Source organism: Phenylobacterium sp., assembly GCF_035539035.1.
Classification (GTDB): Bacteria; Pseudomonadota; Alphaproteobacteria; order Caulobacterales; family Caulobacteraceae; genus Phenylobacterium.
The window spans coordinates 105,338-122,779 of sequence record NZ_DATLJI010000014.1; the positions used below are offsets into that span (position 1 = coordinate 105,338).

The window sequence follows — 17,442 nt, forward strand, 5'->3', positions numbered from 1 at the left end:
TGGCCGTAACCTGTATTAAATCGCCGCAATCTTGCCGGCGGCGACTGGGGCGCAGGCGCTAGAGGCTGGTGCCGCCGACCGTCAGGCCGGTGAGCTTCAGGGACGGCTGGCCGACGCCCACGGGCACGCTCTGGCCCGACTTGCCGCAGACGCCGATGCCGGGGTCGAAGGCGAAGTCGTCGCCGATCATGGTGACGCGGGTGAGCGCCGAGGGGCCGTCGCCGATCAGGGTCGCGCCCTTCACCGGCGTGGTCACGCGGCCGTCCTCGATCAGGTAGGCCTCGGTGCACTGGAAGACGAACTTGCCGTTGGTGATGTCCACCTGGCCGCCGCCGAAGTTGGCGCAGTAGAGGCCGCGCTTGGTGGAGGCGATCATCTCCTCGCGCGACGCGTCGCCGCCCAGCATGCCGGTGTTGGTCATCCGGGGCATGGGCATGTGGGCGTAGGACTGGCGCCGTCCGTTGCCGGTGGCCTTCTCGCCCATCAGCCGGGCGCTCATCCGGTCGTGCATGTAGCCCACCAGGATGCCGTCCTCGATCAGGATGGTGCGCTCGGTGGGCGTGCCCTCGTCGTCGACGGTCAGCGAGCCGCGGCGGCCGAGGATCGAGCCGTCGTCGAAGACGGTGACGCCGGGCGCGGCCACCCGCTCGCCGATCTTGCCGGAGAAGGCCGAGGTGCCCTTGCGGTTGAAGTCGCCCTCCAGGCCGTGGCCCACCGCCTCGTGCAGCAGGACGCCGTTCCAGCCGGGGCCCAGGACCACGTCCATCTCGCCGGCCGGGCAGGGAACGGCCTCCAGGTTGACCAGGGCCTGGCGCAGAGCCTCGTCCACCTGGGCCTGCCACTTCTCGGGGCTGATCCAGGTCTCGAAGCCTTCGCGGCCGCCGGCCCCGGTGTAGCCGTTCTCGCGCCGGCCATCCTTCTCGACGGTGATCTGCACGTTGATGCGGCTCAGCGGGCGGACATCGCGGATCAGCCGGCCGTCGGCGCGCAGGATTTCCACCGTCCGGCGCTCGCCGGCCATGGACGCCATCACCTGCACCACGCGCGGGTCGCGGGCGCGGGCCCAGGCGTCGATCTCCTGCAGCAGGGCCACCTTGTCGGAGAAGCCGGGCGAGGCGAGCGGATCGTCCTCGCCGTAGAGGCGGGCGTTGGTGGGCCGCGGGCCCTCGGCCGCGATCCCTTCGTAGCCACGCTTGGCGAGGCTGGCGGAGTCAGCGGCGCGGCGGATGGCGGCCTCGGAGATCTCGCTGGCGTGCGCGTAGCCGGCGGTCTCGCCCGCCACCACCCGCAGGCCGAAGCCCTCGGTGGAATCATAGGCCGCCGACTTCAGGCGGCCGTCGTCGAACAGGAAGGACTCGCTCTCGCTCCGTTCCACGAACAGCTCGCCGTCGTCGGCGCCGGCGAGGGCGTCGCCGAGAATCTCGCCGGCGCGGTGCGGGTCGACGCCGGCGGCGTCCAGGATCGAGGGGGCGGGGGTGTGCGCGTTCATGGGGCCAAGATAGGGAGCGGCGCGGGCGGCGTCACCCGGCCCCGACCGCGCAGGCGGCTCTATTCTTTCGCGGGCGCGCCGGCGAGGGCGGCGAAGGCTGCGTAGAACACCTCGTCCGGCACGAGGTCGGGCGTGAGCAGGCGCTGGAAGACCAAGCCCTCGGTGAGCGCGTGCATCACTCGCACCAGCACGTGTGGCGGCATGGGCAGGGCGCGCGTCGCGCCCACGCCGGCGAGCCACTCCGCGCCCCAAGCGTAGCTGCGGGCCGTGGCTTCGTGGACGGCGGCGCGCTGGGCCTCGTGGGTCATGGCGTAGGCCATGCCGGTCAGCCGCCCGACGGCGGCGGCCTCGCGCTCCGGGAGGGCCGCGAGCGTCGCCGCGGCGAAGGCGCGCATGATCGCGGGCAGGTCGGCGTCGGGCGGGATCTGCGGCTTGACCGCCGGCCAGTAGGTCTGGCCGAGCGCGATGAACAGCTCGTCGCGGTTCCTGAAGTTGCCGTAGATCGCCCCGCTGGTCATGCCCGCGCGGCGGGCCACCGCCTCCATGGTCGTCCGCTCGTAGCCCACCTCGCGGATCAGCTCACGGGCGGCCTCCAGCAGCCTGGCGCGGGTGCGCTCGCGCTTGTCCCCCTTCGGCCGGCCCTTGCGGCCGGCCGGCGTCGCCGCGGTCGTCATGCGGCCCAAGCTAGGCGATTGCCATTTTATAGAAAGCCTATTTTATAGTCGTCTTATCTTCTGGAGGGGGTGGTGGGACAGGCGGACCGGATCGCAGACGCGCTCGCGGCCTATGTGGAGGCGGGCCAGCTCGCCGGGGCTGCGGCGCTCGTCTGGCGCCCGGGCCGGGAGGCGCGCGTCGCCTGCGCCGGCTGGCGTGACATGGAAGCCGGGCTGCCGGTGGCGCGCGACACCCTCTTCCGGATCGCCTCGTTGACCAAGCCGGTCACCTCGCTGGCGGCGCTGACGATGCTGGAGGAAGGCCGCTTCGCGCTCGACGAGCCGATCACCCGCTGGGCGCCGGAGTTCGCGCGGATGCGGGTGCTGCGCGCGGTGGAGGGCCCGCTCGACGCTACCGTGCCGGCCGAGCGGCCGATCACCTTCGAGGACCTGCTGACCCACCGGTCGGGGCTGACCTACGGCGACTTCCATCAGGGGCCCATCGCCCGCGCCTATGCAGAGGCGCTGGGCCCCGACATCGACAGCCCCGTGCCGCCGGAGACCTGGATCGCCAACCTCGCCCGCCTTCCGCTCACCGACCAGCCGGGGACGGCGTTCCGCTACGGCCGCGCCACGGACCTGCTGGGCTTCCTGCTCGCGCGGATCGAGGGGGCGCCGCTCGGGGAGGTGCTGCAGCGGCGGGTCCTCGGGCCGCTGGGCATGGCGGACACCGGCTTCGTCGTCCCGCCGGAGAAGCGGGACCGCGCCGCCCGCATGTACGGCTTCGATGATGCGGGGCGCCTGGTCCGCTACGTCCCGCCGCCGGGCGCGCCGTTCCTGGCCGACCGTCCGGCGGGCATGACCTATGTCTCCGGCGGGGCGGGGCTCTGGTCGACACTGGACGACTACCTGGTCTTCGCGCGGGTCTTCGTGGAGGCCGGCGCCCCGGGCGGCGCGCGCCTGCTGCGGCCCGAGACGGTCGCCCTGATGACCGCCGATCGGCTGACGGCCGAGCAGCGGGCCCAGGCTCGGCTGCTGGGCATGAACCCGTTCGAGGGCCACGGCTTCGGTCTGGGGGTGGCGGTGGTCATCGATCCGGCCAAGGCGCCGGTCGTCCGCTGCCGCGGTGGCGTCGGCACAGTGGGCTGGCCCGGCGCCTTCGGCGGCTGGTGGCAGGCCGATCCGACCGACGGCTCGGTGATGATCTTCCTGGCGCACAACCAGCTGCAGCTCGAGCAGCTGGCGCGGGGAATCGGCCTGGGGGTCTACGGCGCGATCAGCGAATTCCACGCCATGGCCTCGGCCGGCTAACGGCCCTTCAGGGGATCGTGGCCCCAGTTCATCAGGCTCCAGCGCCAGCGGGTGTCGGTGACGTCGCCCCAAGGGCGCTGCGCCAGATGGCGGCGGCAGTAGCCGATCACCTTCTTCATATGGGCGTAGTCGGCGTCGGTGAGATCCTCGGGCGGCGTGGCGCGGATGGCGAGGATGCGCCTGGCCGACTGGCGGCCCACGGATTCGGTCTCGCCGCGGCGGACGAAACCGACCTTGCGGCTCTGCGGCGTTTCCAACCAGGCGGCGAGCTCGGCCGAGGTGAGGTTGGTCAGCCGGTCGAACTCGGCGCGGACGCGCCGTTCGTCGTCAGGGCTGAGGTGCATCGCGAATCTCCCGGAACGAGGATCGGCGGCCGTTGCCATGGAACCGCCTGATCCGACCTGATTCTTACGGCCCCGCCTGCCGTGCGGACGCAAGGGGCCGCTTGCGCCTTGGCAAGCCAAAGCGATGCGCGTATGCACGCGCCCGAAGGGCCGGGCAGCGTGCGTTCGCGCGCCTGTGCGCGTCCTTCTGACAGTCGGCGGGGGCGATCGTCAGTTCTGCGAGACGCGGCCGGCCAACCAGACCGAGGGGACATGAAGTCGAGGTTTCAGGGTATGCGAGCGCTGACGACAGGCGTCGTCGCGGGCGCGATGTCGGCCTTCTGGGGCGCTTCGGCCCTGGCCGAGGACTTGACGGGTCAGCCGACGCCGGGCGCGATCGACCTGCAGCCGGGGGTGACCCCGCTCAGGCACGACGCCATCTTCTTCCACAACGCGATCCTGCTGCCGATCATCACGGTGATCACGCTGTTCGTGCTGGGGCTGCTGGTGTGGGTGATCGTCAAGTACAACAAGCGCGCGAACCCGGTGCCGGCCCGCTGGAGCCACAACACCGTGATCGAGGTGGTCTGGACCCTCGTGCCGGTCCTCATCCTGGTGTTCATCTCGATCTTCTCGTTCAAGCTGCTGTTCGCCTACCACGACATGCCGAAGCCCGACCTGACGGTGAAGGCGACCGGCTACCAGTGGTACTGGGGCTACGAGTATCCGGACCAGGAGGTCTCGGAATTCGTCTCGAACGTCCTGCCGAAGGAAGACGCCGTCGCCCGGAAGGTCCCCTACCTGCTGGCGGCGACGGAGCCGATGGTGGTTCCGGTCAACAAGACCGTCCGCGTGCTGGTCACCGGAGCCGACGTGATCCACGCCTTCGCGGTGCCCTCCTTCGGCGTCATCACCGACGCCGTGCCGGGCCGGGTCAACGAGACCTGGTTCAAGGCCGAGAAGGTCGGCACCTACTACGGCAACTGCCGTGAGCTCTGCGGGGTCGACCACGCTTTCATGCCCATCGAGGTGCGGGTCGTGACGCAGGCCGAGTTCGACGCCTGGGTGGCGTCGAAGGGCGGCAAGGGCCCGGCGCCGACGCCGACCACCCTGGACGCCGCGGGCGACGCCGCCGGCGCCGTCAACACGGAAGCCGCTCCGGCCGCCGCCGCCGCGGCCCAGCCCGCCGCGGCGACCGCCTCCGTGAACCCGGCGGCCCCGGCTCCGGCGACGCCCTCGCCGACCGCGCCCGCGACCAACGCCCAGCCCGCGCCCAAGGCGCCGGCTGCGAAGTAAGCCAGGAATATCGTACCGATGGCCCAAGCCGCCGCTCACGACACCCACCACGACAGCCACGACCACAAGCCGCCGTTCCTGGTGCGCTGGCTGTTCTCCACCAACCACAAGGACATCGGCACCCTCTACATCCTGTTCGCCATCATGGCGGGCCTGGTGGGGGGCGCGCTGTCCGGCCTGATCCGCTGGGAACTGGCCGAACCGGGCATCCAGGTGTTCCGGGAGGGCAGCCTGCTGGCCCAGATGGGCCTGATCGAGCCGTCCAAGCACGGCTACAACGTGGTGGTCACCGCCCACGCCCTGATCATGATCTTCTTCATGGTCATGCCGGCGATGATCGGCGGGTTCGGCAACTGGTTCGTGCCGCTGATGATCGGCGCGCCGGACATGGCCTTCCCGCGGATGAACAACATCTCGTTCTGGCTGCTGGTCGCCGCCTGGGTGCTGCTCTGCACGTCCATGTTCGTGGACGGCGGGCCCGGCGTCGGGTTCGGCGGCGGCTGGACCATGTACCCGCCGCTCTCGACCTCGGGTCACGCGGGCGCGTCGATGGACCTCGCCATCCTGTCCGTCCACCTGGCCGGCGCGAGCTCGATCCTGGGCTCCATCAACTTCATCACGACCATCTTCAACATGCGCGCCCCGGGCATGACCCTGCACCGGATGCCGCTGTTCGTGTGGTCGGTGCTGGTGACGGTCTTCCTGCTGCTGCTGTCGCTGCCCGTGCTGGCCGGCGCCATCACCATGCTGCTGACCGACCGCAACTTTAACACCCACTTCTTCGACGCCGCCGGCGGCGGCGACCCGATCATGTACCAGCACCTGTTCTGGTTCTTCGGGCACCCGGAAGTGTACATCCTGATCCTGCCGGGCTTCGGCATCATCAGCCACATCGTGTCGACGTTCTCGCGCAAGCCGGTGTTCGGCTACCTCGCCATGGCCTACGCCATGGTGGCGATCGGCTTCATCGGCTTCGTCGTGTGGGCCCACCACATGTTCACGGTCGGCATGAGCGTGAACCTGCGCGCCTACTTCACCGCCGCGACCATGGTCATCGCCGTGCCCACGGGCGTGAAGGTGTTCAGCTGGATCGCAACGATGTGGGGCGGCTCGATCGACTTCAAGGCGCCGATGCTCTGGGCGATCGGCTTCATCTTCCTGTTCACCGTCGGCGGCGTGACCGGCGTGGTGCTGGCGAACGCCGGCATCGACTACAGCCTGCACGACACCTACTACGTGGTGGCCCACTTCCACTACGTGCTGAGCCTGGGGGCCGTGTTCGCGATCTTCGCCGGCTTCTACTACTGGTTCGAGAAGATGTGGGGCGTGAAGTACCGCGAGTGGCTCGCCGCCGTGCACTTCTGGGTCACCTTCATCGGCGTGAACCTGATCTTCTTCCCGCAGCACTTCCTGGGCCTCCAGGGCATGCCGCGCCGCTACGTGGACTATCCGGACGCCTTCACGCTCTGGAACCAGGTGTCCTCGTTCGGCTACGCGGTGACCCTGGCCGGCGTGGGCGTGTTCCTGGTGGTCCTGCTCGACGCGATGGTGTTCCGCCGCAAGGCCGAAGCCAATCCGTGGGGCGAGGGCGCGACGACGCTGGAGTGGACCCTGTCCTCCCCGCCGCCGTTCCACCAGTTCAACGAACTGCCGGTGGTGAAGCCCGACGTCCACTAGGACGCAGGCGCCTCCGGGACCATCTTAGAGGGGCGCGCTCCGCAAGGGGCGCGCCCTTCGGACATTACGAGTATCATCCATGGCCATGGCTACGGCCCATCCCACCGTCCGCGCTCCCGCCCGCTGGCAGGACTTCCTGCAGCTGCTGAAGCCGCGCGTGATGTCGCTGGTGGTGTTCACGGCCCTGACCGGGCTGATTGCCGCCGACACGCCGCTGCACCCGGTGCTGGGGGCCGTGGCCATCCTGTGCATCGCCGTGGGCGCGGGCGCGTCCGGCGCGCTCAACATGTGGTACGACGCCGACATCGACGCCAAGATGCGCCGAACCCGCGGCCGGCCCGTGCCGGCGGGCCGTGTGCAGGGCGCCGACGCGCTCGCGCTGGGCGTCGTGCTCTCGCTGTTCTCCGTCATGCTGATGGGCATGGCGCTGAACTGGCTGGCGGCGGGCCTCCTGGCCTTCACGATCCTCTTCTACGCCGTCGTCTACACCATGTGGCTGAAGCGCTGGACGGCCCAGAACATCGTCATCGGCGGCCTGGCCGGGGCGCTGCCGCCGGTGATCGGCTGGGCCGCGGCCACCGGGTCCACCCCGCTGAACGCCTGGCTCCTGTGCGCCATCATCTTCATGTGGACGCCGCCGCACTTCTGGGCGCTGAGCCTCTACACCAGCGAGGACTACCAGAAGGCGGGGGTGCCGATGATGCCGGTGGTGGCGGGCGCCGCCTCCACGCGGCGGCAGATCTGGATCTACAGCCTGCTGTTCGTGCCGGTGGCGATCGCGCCGGCCTTCACCGGCCTCGGCGGCGTCGCCTACCTGGCGGTCTCGGCCCTGGGCGGCCTGGTCTTCCTGCTGCTCGCCTGGCGGCTCTTCCGCAGCCATGCCGGCGAGGCGGGCGGCCAGCGCAACGACCCGGAAGGCCATGCGGGCCTCTACGACGTTCGCGCCGGCGCCAAGGACGCGCGCAACCTGTTCGCCTTCTCCATCCTGTACCTGTCCCTGCTGTTCGCCACCCTGCTGGTCGAACACCTGATGGGGCTGAAAGCCCTGGAGCTCCTCTAGATGAGCGATCCCGCCCGCGAGAGCGAAGTCGAGACGAAGGCGCGGCGCGGCCGCAACATCGCGCTCGCCCTCGGCCTCGTGCTCTTCGTCATCCTGATCTTCGTCGTCACCATCGTGAGGCTTGGCGGAAGTGTCCTCGAACCCCGGTTCTAAGCGCGAGCTCACCCCGCAGCAGCGGCGGAACCGCCGCGTCGGCCTGATCTGCGGCGTGACCTTCTTCGGGATGGTGGGGGCGGCCTACGCCTCGGTGCCGCTCTACCGCGCCTTCTGCGAACTCACCGGCTTCGACGGCACGGTGCGCAAGGCCGAGGCCGCGCCGGGCGAGGTGCTCGACAAGACCCTGACCATCCGGTTCGACGCCAACGTCCGGAACCTGCCGTGGACCTTCACCGCCGAACAGACCTCGCAGGAGGCGAAGATCGGCGAGACCAAGCTGGCGCTGTTCCGGGTGACCAACAACGGGACCACGCCGATCACCGGGCGGGCGGTGTTCAACGTCGTTCCCGAGGAGGCCGGCCTCTACTTCCAGAAGCTCGACTGCTTCTGCTTCTCGGACCAGACGATCGCGCCCGGACAGACGGTCGACATGCCGGTGCTGTACTTCGTCGACCCGAAGTTCGCCTCGGACTTCGACACCAAGGGAGAGCAGGAAGTGACGCTCTCCTACACCTTCTTCCCGTCGGTGGAGGCGCCGCCGGCGCCCGCGACGGCGCAGGCGCACAAGCCGTCGAACGCCGGTTGAGCCTTTCCCCCTTGGCGGAGGCGGCGGCGCAAGGCTATAGCGTGCGCGACTTTTGACTGCGCGCGACTCTGTCCGGCGCGTGGGGGACTTGCGAGGGGTTAGGACCGAAATGGCCGCAGGCGTCAAACACGACTACCACCTGGTCAACCCGAGCCCGTGGCCGCTCACCGGCTCGATCGCGGCCACGGTGATGGCCATCGGCGGCGTGGCCTGGATGAAGGGCCTGTTCGGCCTGGAAAAGGGCACCTGGTGGCTGTTCGCCGCAGGCCTCGCGGGCGTGCTCTACACCATGTTCGGCTGGTGGCGGGACGTGGTGAAGGAAGCCAACGCCGGCGACCACACCCCAGTGGTCGGCATCGGCCTGCGCTACGGCATGATCCTGTTCATCGCCTCCGAGGTGATGTTCTTCGTGGCCTGGTTCTGGGTCTTCTTCGAGATGGCGCTCTTCCACGAGCACCGGACGCTGGCGTCCATCGAGGAGGTCCGCACCGCCTGGGCGACCTGGCCGCCGCACGGCGTCGAGACCGTGCCCGCCTGGGAGCTCCCGCTGGTCAACACCCTGATCCTGCTGCTCTCCGGCACGACCGTCACCTGGGCCCACCACGCGCTGCAGCAGGGCGACCGCAAGAGCGCCAAGCTCGGCCTGCTCCTGACCGTCCTGCTCGGGATCATGTTCACCGCGATCCAGGCGTACGAGTACGCCCACATCCTCGAGCACCAGTACTTCTTCAACGAGGAAGCCGCGAACTCCGGCCTCTACGGCTCGACCTTCTTCATGGCGACCGGCTTCCACGGCTTCCACGTGCTGATCGGGACCATCTTCCTGATCGTCTGCCTGATCCGGCTGATGAACGGCGGCTTCACGCCCAAGCAGCACTTCGGCTTCGAGGCGGCGGCCTGGTACTGGCACTTCGTCGACGTGGTGTGGCTGTTCCTGTTCGCCTTCATCTACGTGGTCTTCGGCGGCGGAGGCCACTGAGGTGGCGGAGGCCCGCAACCCGCTGCTGGCGGGGATCGCGGGCCGCTGCCCCAACTGCGGCGAGGGGCGCCTGTTCGAGGGCTTCCTGACGGTGGCGCCCCGCTGCGAAGCCTGCGGCTTCGATCTCGCCAGGGCCGATTCCGGCGATGGGCCGGCGGTGTTCGTGATCCTGATCGCCGGCTTCCTCGTGGCCTTCGCGGCGCTGTTCACCGAGGTGGCGCTCAGCCCGCCCGTCTGGGTCCACCTGGTCCTCTGGCTGCCCGGCACGCTGGTCCTGGTGCTGGCCCTGCTGCGTCCGATGAAGGGCGCCATGCTGGCCGCGCAGTTCATGAACAAGGCCTCCGAAGCGCGCCATGACTGAGGCCTGGGACCCGGAGGTCCCGATCGGCGACCGCCGCCGCGGCAAGCGCGGCTTCCCGCTCGGCCTGACCCTCGTCACGCTCGTGGCCCTGGCGATCCTCATCGGCCTGGGCGCCTGGCAGCTCCAGCGGCTGGCGTGGAAGCGCGATGTCCTGGCGCGCATCGAGAAGCTGCAGGCGGCACCGGCGCAGCCGGTCGGACCGGTCCTCGACGGGCTGGCGCAAGGTCGCGACGTGGGCTTCGTCCGCGTCACCGCCACCTGCCCGGGCCTCGCCACGGCGCCCTATGTGGAGCTCTACGGCCTGCGCGAGGGACAGTCGGGGGTGCGGCTGATCTCCGCCTGCGAGGTGGCGTCCCTCCGCTACCGCACCATCCTGGTGGACCGCGGCTTCGTGGCCGACACCATCTCGGCCCGGCCGCCGGTGGATGCCGCGAACCGGGCGCCGGTGCAGGTGACGGGCGTGCTGCGGCCGCCGGAGCCGGCCAGCTTCGTGACCCCGCCAAACCGCCCCGACCGCTGGTTCTCCCGCGACGTCGACGCCATGGCCGCGGCCCTGAAGGCGGAGGCGCCGGCCCCGACCTTCCTGATGGCCGAGACCGCCTCCAACCCGGAATGGCGGGCGCTGGTCCCGGCGCCGCTGCCGGCGCAGATCCCCAACCGCCACCTGGAGTACGCGGTCACCTGGTTCGGCCTTGCCGCCGCCCTGGCCGGCGTCTATGCCGCCATGCTCTTCCGCAGGCGGAAATCCTGATGCGCTACATCTCGACCCGGGGACAGGCGGCCCCCGTGGGCTTCGTCGACGCGGTGCTCGCGGGCTTGGCGCCCGACGGCGGCCTCTATGTGCCGGAGACCTGGCCGACCTTCAGCGAGGCCGAGATCGCGGCCTTCGCGGGCCAGCCCTACGCCGACGTGGCCGCCGCGGTGATCGGCGCCTTCGCGGGCGACGAGATCCCGAAGGACGAGCTCCTGGAGATGTGCCGGGAGGCCTACGCCACCTTCAACCATCCGGCGGTCGTGCCGCTGGTGCAGCTGTCGCCGAACGCCTTCCTGGCCGAGCTCTTCCATGGCCCCAGCCTCGCCTTCAAGGACGTGGCGATGCAGATCCTGGCGCGGCTCTACGACCATGTGCTGGGCAAGCAGAGCCGCACCCAGACCATCCTGTGCGCCACCTCCGGCGACACCGGCGGGGCGGCCGTCGAGGCGTTCCGCGGCCGCAAGAACGTCAAGGTGGTGGCCCTCTTCCCCGAAGGCCGGATCAGCGAGGTCCAGCGCCGGTTCATGACCGCCGCGACCGAGCCGAACGTGGCCTGCGTGGCGGTGGCCGGGACCTTCGACGACTGCCAGGCGATCGTGAAGCAGGCGTTCCAGGACCAGGTCCTGCGCCAGGCGGTGGACCTGTCGGGGGTGAACTCCATCAACTTCGCCCGCATCGCCGCCCAGGCGGTCTACTACTTCACCAGCGCCGTGGCGCTGGGCGCGCCGCACCGGCCGGTGAGCTTCTGCGTGCCGTCGGGCAACTTCGGCGACGCCTTCGCCGGCTATGTGGCCAGCCGCATGGGCCTGCCGATCGGCCGCATCGTGGTGGCGACCAACTCCAACGACATTCTGGCCCACGCCTTCGAGGACGGCCGCTACGTGCGCGGCCAGGTGACGCCCACCATCTCGCCGGCCATGGACATCCAGTCGGCGTCGAACTTCGAGCGGCTCTACTTCGAGAGCGTCGAGCGCGAGCCGGTGGAGACCGCGCGGGCCTTCGAGGCCTTCGCCACCGCCGGCGCCATCGACATCCCGCCCAAGGCCTTCCAGGCGATGCGAGGCATGTTCCGCGGGGTGGCGGTCGGCGAGGACGAGACGCGGCGGACCATCGTGGCCACGCTGAACGAGACCGGCGAGCTGATCGACCCGCACACCGCCGTGGCGGTGGCGGCCCTGAAGCGCGTGACCGACGTGCCGGGGCCGGTCGTGGTGCTGTCCACGGCGCACGCGGCCAAGTTCCCGCAGGACGTGGCCCAGGCCTCCGGCGTGACGCCCGCCCTGCCGCGCGGCGCCCTGGACCTTGCGGACCGTCCCGAGCGTTTCGAGCGGCTGCCCGCCGAACCCGAGACGATCAAGGAATATGTCCGCGCCTTCGCCAACGCCTGATCCCGACGCCACGCCGCGCGTCCACACGCTGTCGAACGGCGTGCGCGTGGTGTGCGACCCTATGCCCGGCCTGCAGACGGTGGCGCTGTCGGTGGTCGCCGGCCGCGGCGCCCGCTACGAGGACGAGGCCCGGTCGGGCTGGTCGCACCTCCTGGAGCACATGGTGTTCAAGGGCGCGGGCGGCCGCTCCGCGCGCGGCATCGTCGAGGTGATCGAGGCCGAGGGCGGGCACATCAACGCCGCCACCGGCTACGAGCGCACCAGCTTCCAGGTGCGGGCGCTGAAGCACGGGCTGGATCTGGGCTCCAGCGTCATCGCCGATCTGGTGCTGCGCCCGGCCATGGACGCCGGGGACCTGACCCGCGAGAAGCAGGTGGTCGCCCAGGAGATCGCCGAGGCGGCCGACGCGCCCGACGACCTGGTGTTCGAGCTGGCGCAGGAGGCGGCCTTCGCCGGCCAGCCGCTGGGCCGGCCGATCCTCGGCACCACGGCCTCCATCGGCCGGGCGACGCCCGAGACGCTCACCGACTGGCGCGCCGCGCTCTACGCGCCGGAGAGCCTGGTGGTCAGCGCCGCCGGCGCCGTGGACGAGGACGAACTGCTGCGCTTCGCCGAGCGCGACTTCGGCCACGCCGAGGGGCCGTCCCTGCCGCCGCCCGAGCCGGCGCACTTCGAAGCCGGCGTGCGGCCCGTCGCCAAGAAGCTGGAGCAGGCCAATGTCGTCCTGCTGCTTCCGGCCGTGGGCGTGCTCGATCCCGATTATTTCACCCTGCGCCTGCTGGCCGAGATCCTCGGCGGCGGCATGGCCTCGCGGCTGTTCCAGGAGGCGCGCGAGAAGCGCGGCCTGGCCTACGCCATCGACGCCTATTCCGAGACCTATGCCGACACCGGGGTGCTGGGCGTGTTCGCCGGCTGCGCGGCGACGGACGCCGAGGAGCTGGCCCGGGTGACGGCCGGCGAGATCGGCGAGCTGACGAAGCCGGTGGGCGAGGCGGAGCTCGCCCGCGCCAAGGCCCAGCTGAAGGGCTCCATGTTCATGGGCCGGGAAGGGGCGCTGGCCCGCGCCGAGCAGGCGGCCGGCCAGGTGCTGCTGTTCGGCCGCACCCTTCACCCGGACATCGTCGCGCGCGAGGTGGACTCCGTCACCGCCGAGGACATCGCCCGCCTCGTCGAATGGATCCTGCGGGAGCGCAAATCGGCCGTGGCCGTGCTGGGGCCGAAGCCGGCGCTGCGCGCCGCGCCGGTGTTCGAGGCCTCGCTGTTCGGCATGGCCGCCATCGGCTTTTCGCCAACCTATTGACCGCGCGCCACGAATTCCGCGACGCTGCGCTCGCCATGGCCCTGCTGGACTGGATTTCGCCGGAGAGCGGCCTTCGCGTGGAAGGCGAGGGTGTGGTGCTTCGACCGCCGCGGGCGGCCGACTATCCGGAATGGCGCGAGCTGCGCGCCGTCTCCCGCAGCTTCCTGCAGCCCTGGGAGCCCACCTGGCCGGCGGACGACCTTTCGCGTGCCGCGTTCCGCCGCCGGCTGTCGGCCTACCAGCGCGACCGCGACCAGGGCACGGCCTACCCCTTCTTCGTGTTCCGCGCCGAGGACGGGGCGCTGACCGGCGGCATCACGCTCTCCAACGTCCGGCGCGGCGTCGCCCAGATGGGCTCGGTGGGCTACTGGTGCGGCAGGCCCTTCACCCGGCAGGGGCTGACGCTGGCGGCGGTGAAGGCCGTCTCGGAGTTCGCCTTCCGAACCCTGGGCCTGCACCGGCTGGAGGCGGCGTGCATCCCGGAGAACGGACCGTCCCGCACCCTGCTCGCCAAGGCGGGGTACGCGGAGGAGGGTTACGCCAAGGCTTATCTGAAAATTAACGGCGTGTGGCGAGACCATGTCCTGTTCGGTCTGACGTCGCCATTCAGCGCGCCCGAGGGGCCGGACGAGGGTGTGTCGGTCTGACCGGCGTTTTGTTCTGCCAGGCGGCTGAAGATCCATGTCGAGCGACCGGTGGACGTGGGACGCGACGACGACGCTCGAGGCGTTGGGCGCGGCCGACGTGGCGCTGTGGCTCTGGGAGCCCGACGCCGACCGCCTGCGGCTGACCGGCGCGTCGCGCGCCCTGGGGCTCGGGCCCCTGGCCCCCGACTGTTCCTCCGCCGCGCTGCGCGCGCTGGCCCTGCCGCAGGACCGGGCCATGGCCGACGAGCTGCTGCGCGCCTCGGAGCCGGGGACCGAGATCTCCGTGCGCCTGCGGATGCGGAGCGGCGGCGTCTGCGTCTGGCGCGGCGTGTGGCTCGAGGAGGGCCGACGCGCCGCCGGCGTGGTGGCGCCCGAGACCAAGTTCGCCGCCTCCGAGAAGGACACCCTGACGGGGCTGCTGGACCGCCGCAGCTTCATCCTGCGCGCCCGCGAGCGGCTGCAGCAGCCCGGCGCCCATGAGCTGGTGGTCGCCGACCTCGACCGCCTGCGCCGGCTGAACGAGGCGCTGGGCCACGAACGCGCCGACCTGGTGCTGGCGGCGCTGGGCTCGCGGCTGGCGGCCGCCTTCCCGCCGGGCGCCCTGCTCGCCCGGATCGGCGAGGACGAGTTCGCCGCTCTGGCCCCCAAGGAGGCCTCGCCCGGGGGGGCGGCGCTGCGCCGGGCCCTGGAGCAGCCGCTCAGGGTCGCGGGCTTCGACATCCATCCCACCCTGTCGATCGGCGCGGTGGAGGCCCAGGGCGGGGAGGACGCGCCGGAGGCGGCCGAACTGCTGCGCCGGGCGGAGCTTGCGGTGGAGGCGGCCAAGAGCCACGGCCGCGGCGGGGCGGCGGCCTACGGCCGCGCCCTGGAAAGCGACGGCCTGTCGCGCCTGGCGCTGGAGAGCGACCTGAAGGGGGCGCTCGGCCGGGGCGAGCTGACGCCCTTCTACCAGCCGATCGTGCGGCTCTCGACCGGGGCGCTGTCCGGGTTCGAGGCCCTGGTCCGCTGGCGCCACCCGAGGCGCGGGCTGCTGATGCCCGAGCAGTTCCTGTCGCTGCTCGAGGAGATGGGGCTGATGGACCAGCTCGGCGCCCTGATGATGCGCCAGGCGGCCCGGCAGCTCGCCGACTGGCGGCTGAAGCACAGCGCCGCGGGCGAGCTGACCGTGGCGGTGAACCTCTCCACCGGCGAGATCGACCGCAAGGGCCTGGTGGCCGACGTGGCCGCGATCCGCGAGGAGACCGGCCTGCCGCCGGGCGCGCTGAAGCTCGAGGTCACCGAGAGCGACGTGATGCGCAACCCGGAGAAGGCGGCGGTGGTGCTGCGCGACCTGCGCAAGGCCGGCGCGGCGCTCGTGCTGGACGACTTCGGCACCGGCTTCTCGTCGCTGAGCTACCTGACGCGGCTGCCCTTCGACACCCTGAAGATCGACCGCTACTTCGTGCGCACCATGGCCACCAACGACGGCTCGGCGAAGATCGTCTCCTCGGTGGTGAAGCTGGGCGGCGACCTGGCGCTGGAGGTGGTGGCCGAGGGCGTCGAGAACGCCGGCATGGCCCGGCAGCTGCAGAGCCTGGGCTGCGACTACGGCCAGGGCTTCGGCTATGCGCCGGCGCTCTCACCCCAGGAAGCCGAGGTCTACCTCAACGAAAGCTATGTGGACGGCGCCGCCCCGGTGATGGCCCGCGGCACCCGCGGCTAGGCCCGACCGGCCACGAAGCTGAGGCGCTCGGGATCGACGCCGAGCTTGCCGAGCGCGCGGGTCCATTTCTGGTCGTGGTCGGCGCCGAAGATCAGGGACTCGTCCGGATCGCAGGTGAGCCAGACGTTCTCCTTGATCTCGTTTTCCAGCTGGCCCGCGCCCCAGCCGGCGTAGCCGAGCGCCAGCAGCGAGCGGCGCGGATGGCCGCTGGCCTGGGCCATGGCCTCGAGGGCGTCGCGGGTGGGGGTCAGGGCCAGGCCCTCGGCGACCTCCAGGCTGTGCTCGGAGGCATAGTCGTCGGTGTGCAGGACGAAGCCGCGCTCGCGCTCCACCGGGCCGCCCATGAGCACCAGATCCGGCGGCGCCTTGATCTCGGAGGCGATGTCCAGCCGCGCCAGCAGGTCGGGCACGGTCAGCCCCTCCACGGGGCGGTTCACGGCGAGCCCCATGGCGTGGCGGTCGTCATGCGCGCAGACCAGGATCAGGGCCCGCTCGAAGCGGGGATCGGAGATGCCCGGCATGGCGATCAGGAGCTGGCCTGCGAAGATCCCTTCATCCATCGGCTCCGACATTCGAACCGGATCGCGGCGCTTTCAAGGTCCGTTCGCACGTGCTTGGTTGAAGCGCGCGGAGTTGTCGCTATCTCCCCAGCTCGACCATTCCCCAGGAGGACGCCCCCATGACCATCAAAGTCGGCGACAAGCTGCCGGACGCCACCCTCACCCAGGCCACGGCCGAAGGACCCCGGCCGGTGTCCGTGAAGGACGTCTTCGGCGGCAAGAAGGTGGCGCTGTTCGCGGTGCCGGGCGCCTTCACCCCCACCTGCTCGGCCAAGCACCTGCCGGGCTTCAAGCAGATGGCCGGCGAGATCAGGGGCAAGGGCGTGGACACCATCGCCTGCGTGTCGGTGAACGACGCCTTCGTCATGCGCGCCTGGGCCGAGGACCAGGCGGTGGGCGAGGACATCGTCATGCTGGCCGACGGCGGCGGCGACTTCACCCGCGCGCTGGGCCTCGACTTCGACGCCTCGAAGTTCGGCATGGGCACGCGCTCGCAGCGCTATTCGATGATCGTCGACGACGGCGTGGTAAAGGAGCTGAACGTCGAGGAGCCCGGCGAATTCAAGGTCTCGTCGGCGGACTACCTGCTGGCGCAGCTCTAGCGAGCGCGTGGAAACGGCCGGCTGAGGAACCTCGAGCCGGCCTCGCCGAAGCGCCAGGGGACCTCGGCGGCCTTGGTGATGCCGATCCGCGGGCCGGCGACGAGGCCCGCGGCGCGGCCCGGCCGCAGCTCGAAGGGCGCGCGGTCGAGCGGCAGGCCGTCGTGCTCGCGGGTGATCGCCAGCGCCTGGCAGAGCTTGCCTGGGCCCGAGCAGAGGGCGCGCGGGTCGGCGAGGCCGCGCCGCTCGCGCATGATCTCCAGGCCGTGGGTCGGCTCGATCGCGCGGATCAGCACCGCACTGCCGGGGCTCTCGCCGCAGACGAAGTTCAGGCACCAGTGGATGCCGTAGGAGCGGTAGACGTAGGCCCGGCTCACCGGCCCGAACATCACCGCGTTGCGGGCGGTCGGACCGGTGAAGCTGTGCGAGGCGGGATCCTCGTGGTGGTAGGCCTCGGTCTCCACGATGCGGCCGCCGACGCCGCCCACCAGCACCTCCCACCCGACCAGGGCCTGCGCCGCCGCCGCGGGATGCATCCGCCAAAGGTCCGCCTGCCGAGCCGCGTCTTGACGCGGGGAAGTTCGAAGAGGCGGAATGTCGG

The 17,442-nt window shown here is 71.0% G+C and carries 19 protein-coding genes; 14 read left to right on the forward strand and 5 right to left on the reverse strand.

The genetic code is table 11. The features are described from left to right. Positions 1 to 58: 58 nt before the first annotated feature. Positions 59 to 1,489, reverse strand: coding sequence for a metalloprotease TldD (tldD, locus tag VM685_RS10080; RefSeq protein ID WP_325460019.1), 1,431 nt, complete (start codon positions 1,487 to 1,489; stop codon positions 59 to 61). Positions 1,490 to 1,548: 59 nt separating this feature from the next. Next, positions 1,549 to 2,163 (reverse strand): helix-turn-helix domain-containing protein, encoded by a 615-nt coding sequence (locus VM685_RS10085; RefSeq protein ID WP_325460020.1) that lies wholly within the window; start codon positions 2,161 to 2,163, stop codon positions 1,549 to 1,551. Between the two features lie 72 nt (positions 2,164 to 2,235). On the opposite strand from VM685_RS10085, the gene VM685_RS10090 reads away from it, so the two are divergent. Next, the gene (locus VM685_RS10090) at positions 2,236 to 3,453 is read left to right on the forward strand and encodes a serine hydrolase domain-containing protein (protein ID WP_325460021.1); all 1,218 of its coding nucleotides are present in this window, start codon (positions 2,236 to 2,238) and stop codon (positions 3,451 to 3,453) included. Here the strand turns inward: VM685_RS10090 and VM685_RS10095 are convergent. Next, positions 3,450 to 3,797, reverse strand: a complete 348-nt coding sequence (locus VM685_RS10095) for a DUF3140 domain-containing protein (RefSeq protein WP_325460022.1) — start codon at positions 3,795 to 3,797, stop codon at positions 3,450 to 3,452. The genes VM685_RS10090 and VM685_RS10095 overlap by 4 nt on opposite strands. A 252-nt stretch (positions 3,798 to 4,049) precedes the next feature. On the opposite strand from VM685_RS10095, the gene coxB reads away from it, so the two are divergent. The 12 genes from coxB to VM685_RS10155 all read left to right on the forward strand — a co-directional run bounded on the left by coxB (position 4,050) and on the right by VM685_RS10155 (position 15,682). Further along, positions 4,050 to 5,072 (forward strand): cytochrome c oxidase subunit II, encoded by a 1,023-nt coding sequence (gene coxB, locus VM685_RS10100; RefSeq protein WP_325460023.1) that lies wholly within the window; start codon positions 4,050 to 4,052, stop codon positions 5,070 to 5,072. Positions 5,073 to 5,090: 18 nt separating this feature from the next. Further along, a complete protein-coding gene (gene ctaD / locus VM685_RS10105; protein WP_325460024.1) occupies positions 5,091 to 6,749 on the forward strand; it encodes a cytochrome c oxidase subunit I in 1,659 nt (552 codons plus the stop codon). Between the two features lie 79 nt (positions 6,750 to 6,828). Next, on the forward strand, positions 6,829 to 7,809 hold the full coding sequence (cyoE, locus tag VM685_RS10110) for a heme o synthase (protein WP_325460025.1): 981 nt from the start codon (positions 6,829 to 6,831) through the stop codon (positions 7,807 to 7,809). After that, a complete protein-coding gene (locus tag VM685_RS10115) occupies positions 7,810 to 7,962 on the forward strand; it encodes a hypothetical protein (RefSeq protein ID WP_325460026.1) in 153 nt (50 codons plus the stop codon). Further along, positions 7,940 to 8,551 carry a cytochrome c oxidase assembly protein gene (locus VM685_RS10120; protein ID WP_325460372.1) on the forward strand — a complete coding sequence of 204 codons (612 nt, stop codon included), beginning with the start codon at positions 7,940 to 7,942 and terminating at the stop codon, positions 8,549 to 8,551. Before VM685_RS10115 ends, VM685_RS10120 begins: the two co-directional genes overlap by 23 nt. A gap of 109 nt (positions 8,552 to 8,660) precedes the next feature. After that, positions 8,661 to 9,530 (forward strand): cytochrome c oxidase subunit 3, encoded by an 870-nt coding sequence (locus tag VM685_RS10125; RefSeq protein ID WP_325460027.1) that lies wholly within the window; start codon positions 8,661 to 8,663, stop codon positions 9,528 to 9,530. 1 nt (position 9,531) lies between these two features. Further along, entirely contained in the window at positions 9,532 to 9,891 is a 360-nt protein-coding gene (locus VM685_RS10130; RefSeq protein WP_325460028.1) for a DUF983 domain-containing protein, read from the forward strand. Then, positions 9,884 to 10,642 carry an SURF1 family protein gene (locus VM685_RS10135; protein WP_325460029.1) on the forward strand — a complete coding sequence of 253 codons (759 nt, stop codon included), beginning with the start codon at positions 9,884 to 9,886 and terminating at the stop codon, positions 10,640 to 10,642. The genes VM685_RS10130 and VM685_RS10135 overlap by 8 nt, the downstream gene beginning before the upstream one ends. Then, on the forward strand, positions 10,642 to 12,033 hold the full coding sequence (gene thrC, locus VM685_RS10140) for a threonine synthase (protein ID WP_325460030.1): 1,392 nt from the start codon (positions 10,642 to 10,644) through the stop codon (positions 12,031 to 12,033). Before VM685_RS10135 ends, thrC begins: the two co-directional genes overlap by 1 nt. Continuing rightward, positions 12,008 to 13,333 (forward strand): pitrilysin family protein, encoded by a 1,326-nt coding sequence (locus VM685_RS10145; protein WP_325460031.1) that lies wholly within the window; start codon positions 12,008 to 12,010, stop codon positions 13,331 to 13,333. Before thrC ends, VM685_RS10145 begins: the two co-directional genes overlap by 26 nt. A 35-nt stretch (positions 13,334 to 13,368) precedes the next feature. After that, complete coding sequence (locus tag VM685_RS10150) at positions 13,369 to 13,980, forward strand: GNAT family protein (RefSeq protein WP_325460373.1); 612 nt, start codon at positions 13,369 to 13,371, stop codon at positions 13,978 to 13,980. Positions 13,981 to 14,014: 34 nt separating this feature from the next. Beyond that, the gene (locus VM685_RS10155) at positions 14,015 to 15,682 is read left to right on the forward strand and encodes a bifunctional diguanylate cyclase/phosphodiesterase (protein ID WP_325460032.1); all 1,668 of its coding nucleotides are present in this window, start codon (positions 14,015 to 14,017) and stop codon (positions 15,680 to 15,682) included. On the opposite strand, the gene VM685_RS10160 is transcribed toward VM685_RS10155, so the two are convergent. Further along, on the reverse strand, positions 15,679 to 16,242 hold the full coding sequence (locus VM685_RS10160; protein ID WP_325460033.1) for a YqgE/AlgH family protein: 564 nt from the start codon (positions 16,240 to 16,242) through the stop codon (positions 15,679 to 15,681). The two genes, VM685_RS10155 and VM685_RS10160, sit on opposite strands and share 4 nt — an antisense overlap. Before the next feature lie 119 nt (positions 16,243 to 16,361). Here VM685_RS10160 and VM685_RS10165 point away from each other — a divergent pair, with 119 nt between their 5' ends. Continuing rightward, on the forward strand, positions 16,362 to 16,844 hold the full coding sequence (locus tag VM685_RS10165) for a peroxiredoxin (RefSeq protein WP_325460034.1): 483 nt from the start codon (positions 16,362 to 16,364) through the stop codon (positions 16,842 to 16,844). On the opposite strand, the gene VM685_RS10170 is transcribed toward VM685_RS10165, so the two are convergent. Next, a complete protein-coding gene (locus tag VM685_RS10170; protein WP_325460035.1) occupies positions 16,841 to 17,377 on the reverse strand; it encodes a DNA-3-methyladenine glycosylase in 537 nt (178 codons plus the stop codon). The two genes, VM685_RS10165 and VM685_RS10170, sit on opposite strands and share 4 nt — an antisense overlap. Positions 17,378 to 17,442: the final 65 nt, after the last annotated feature.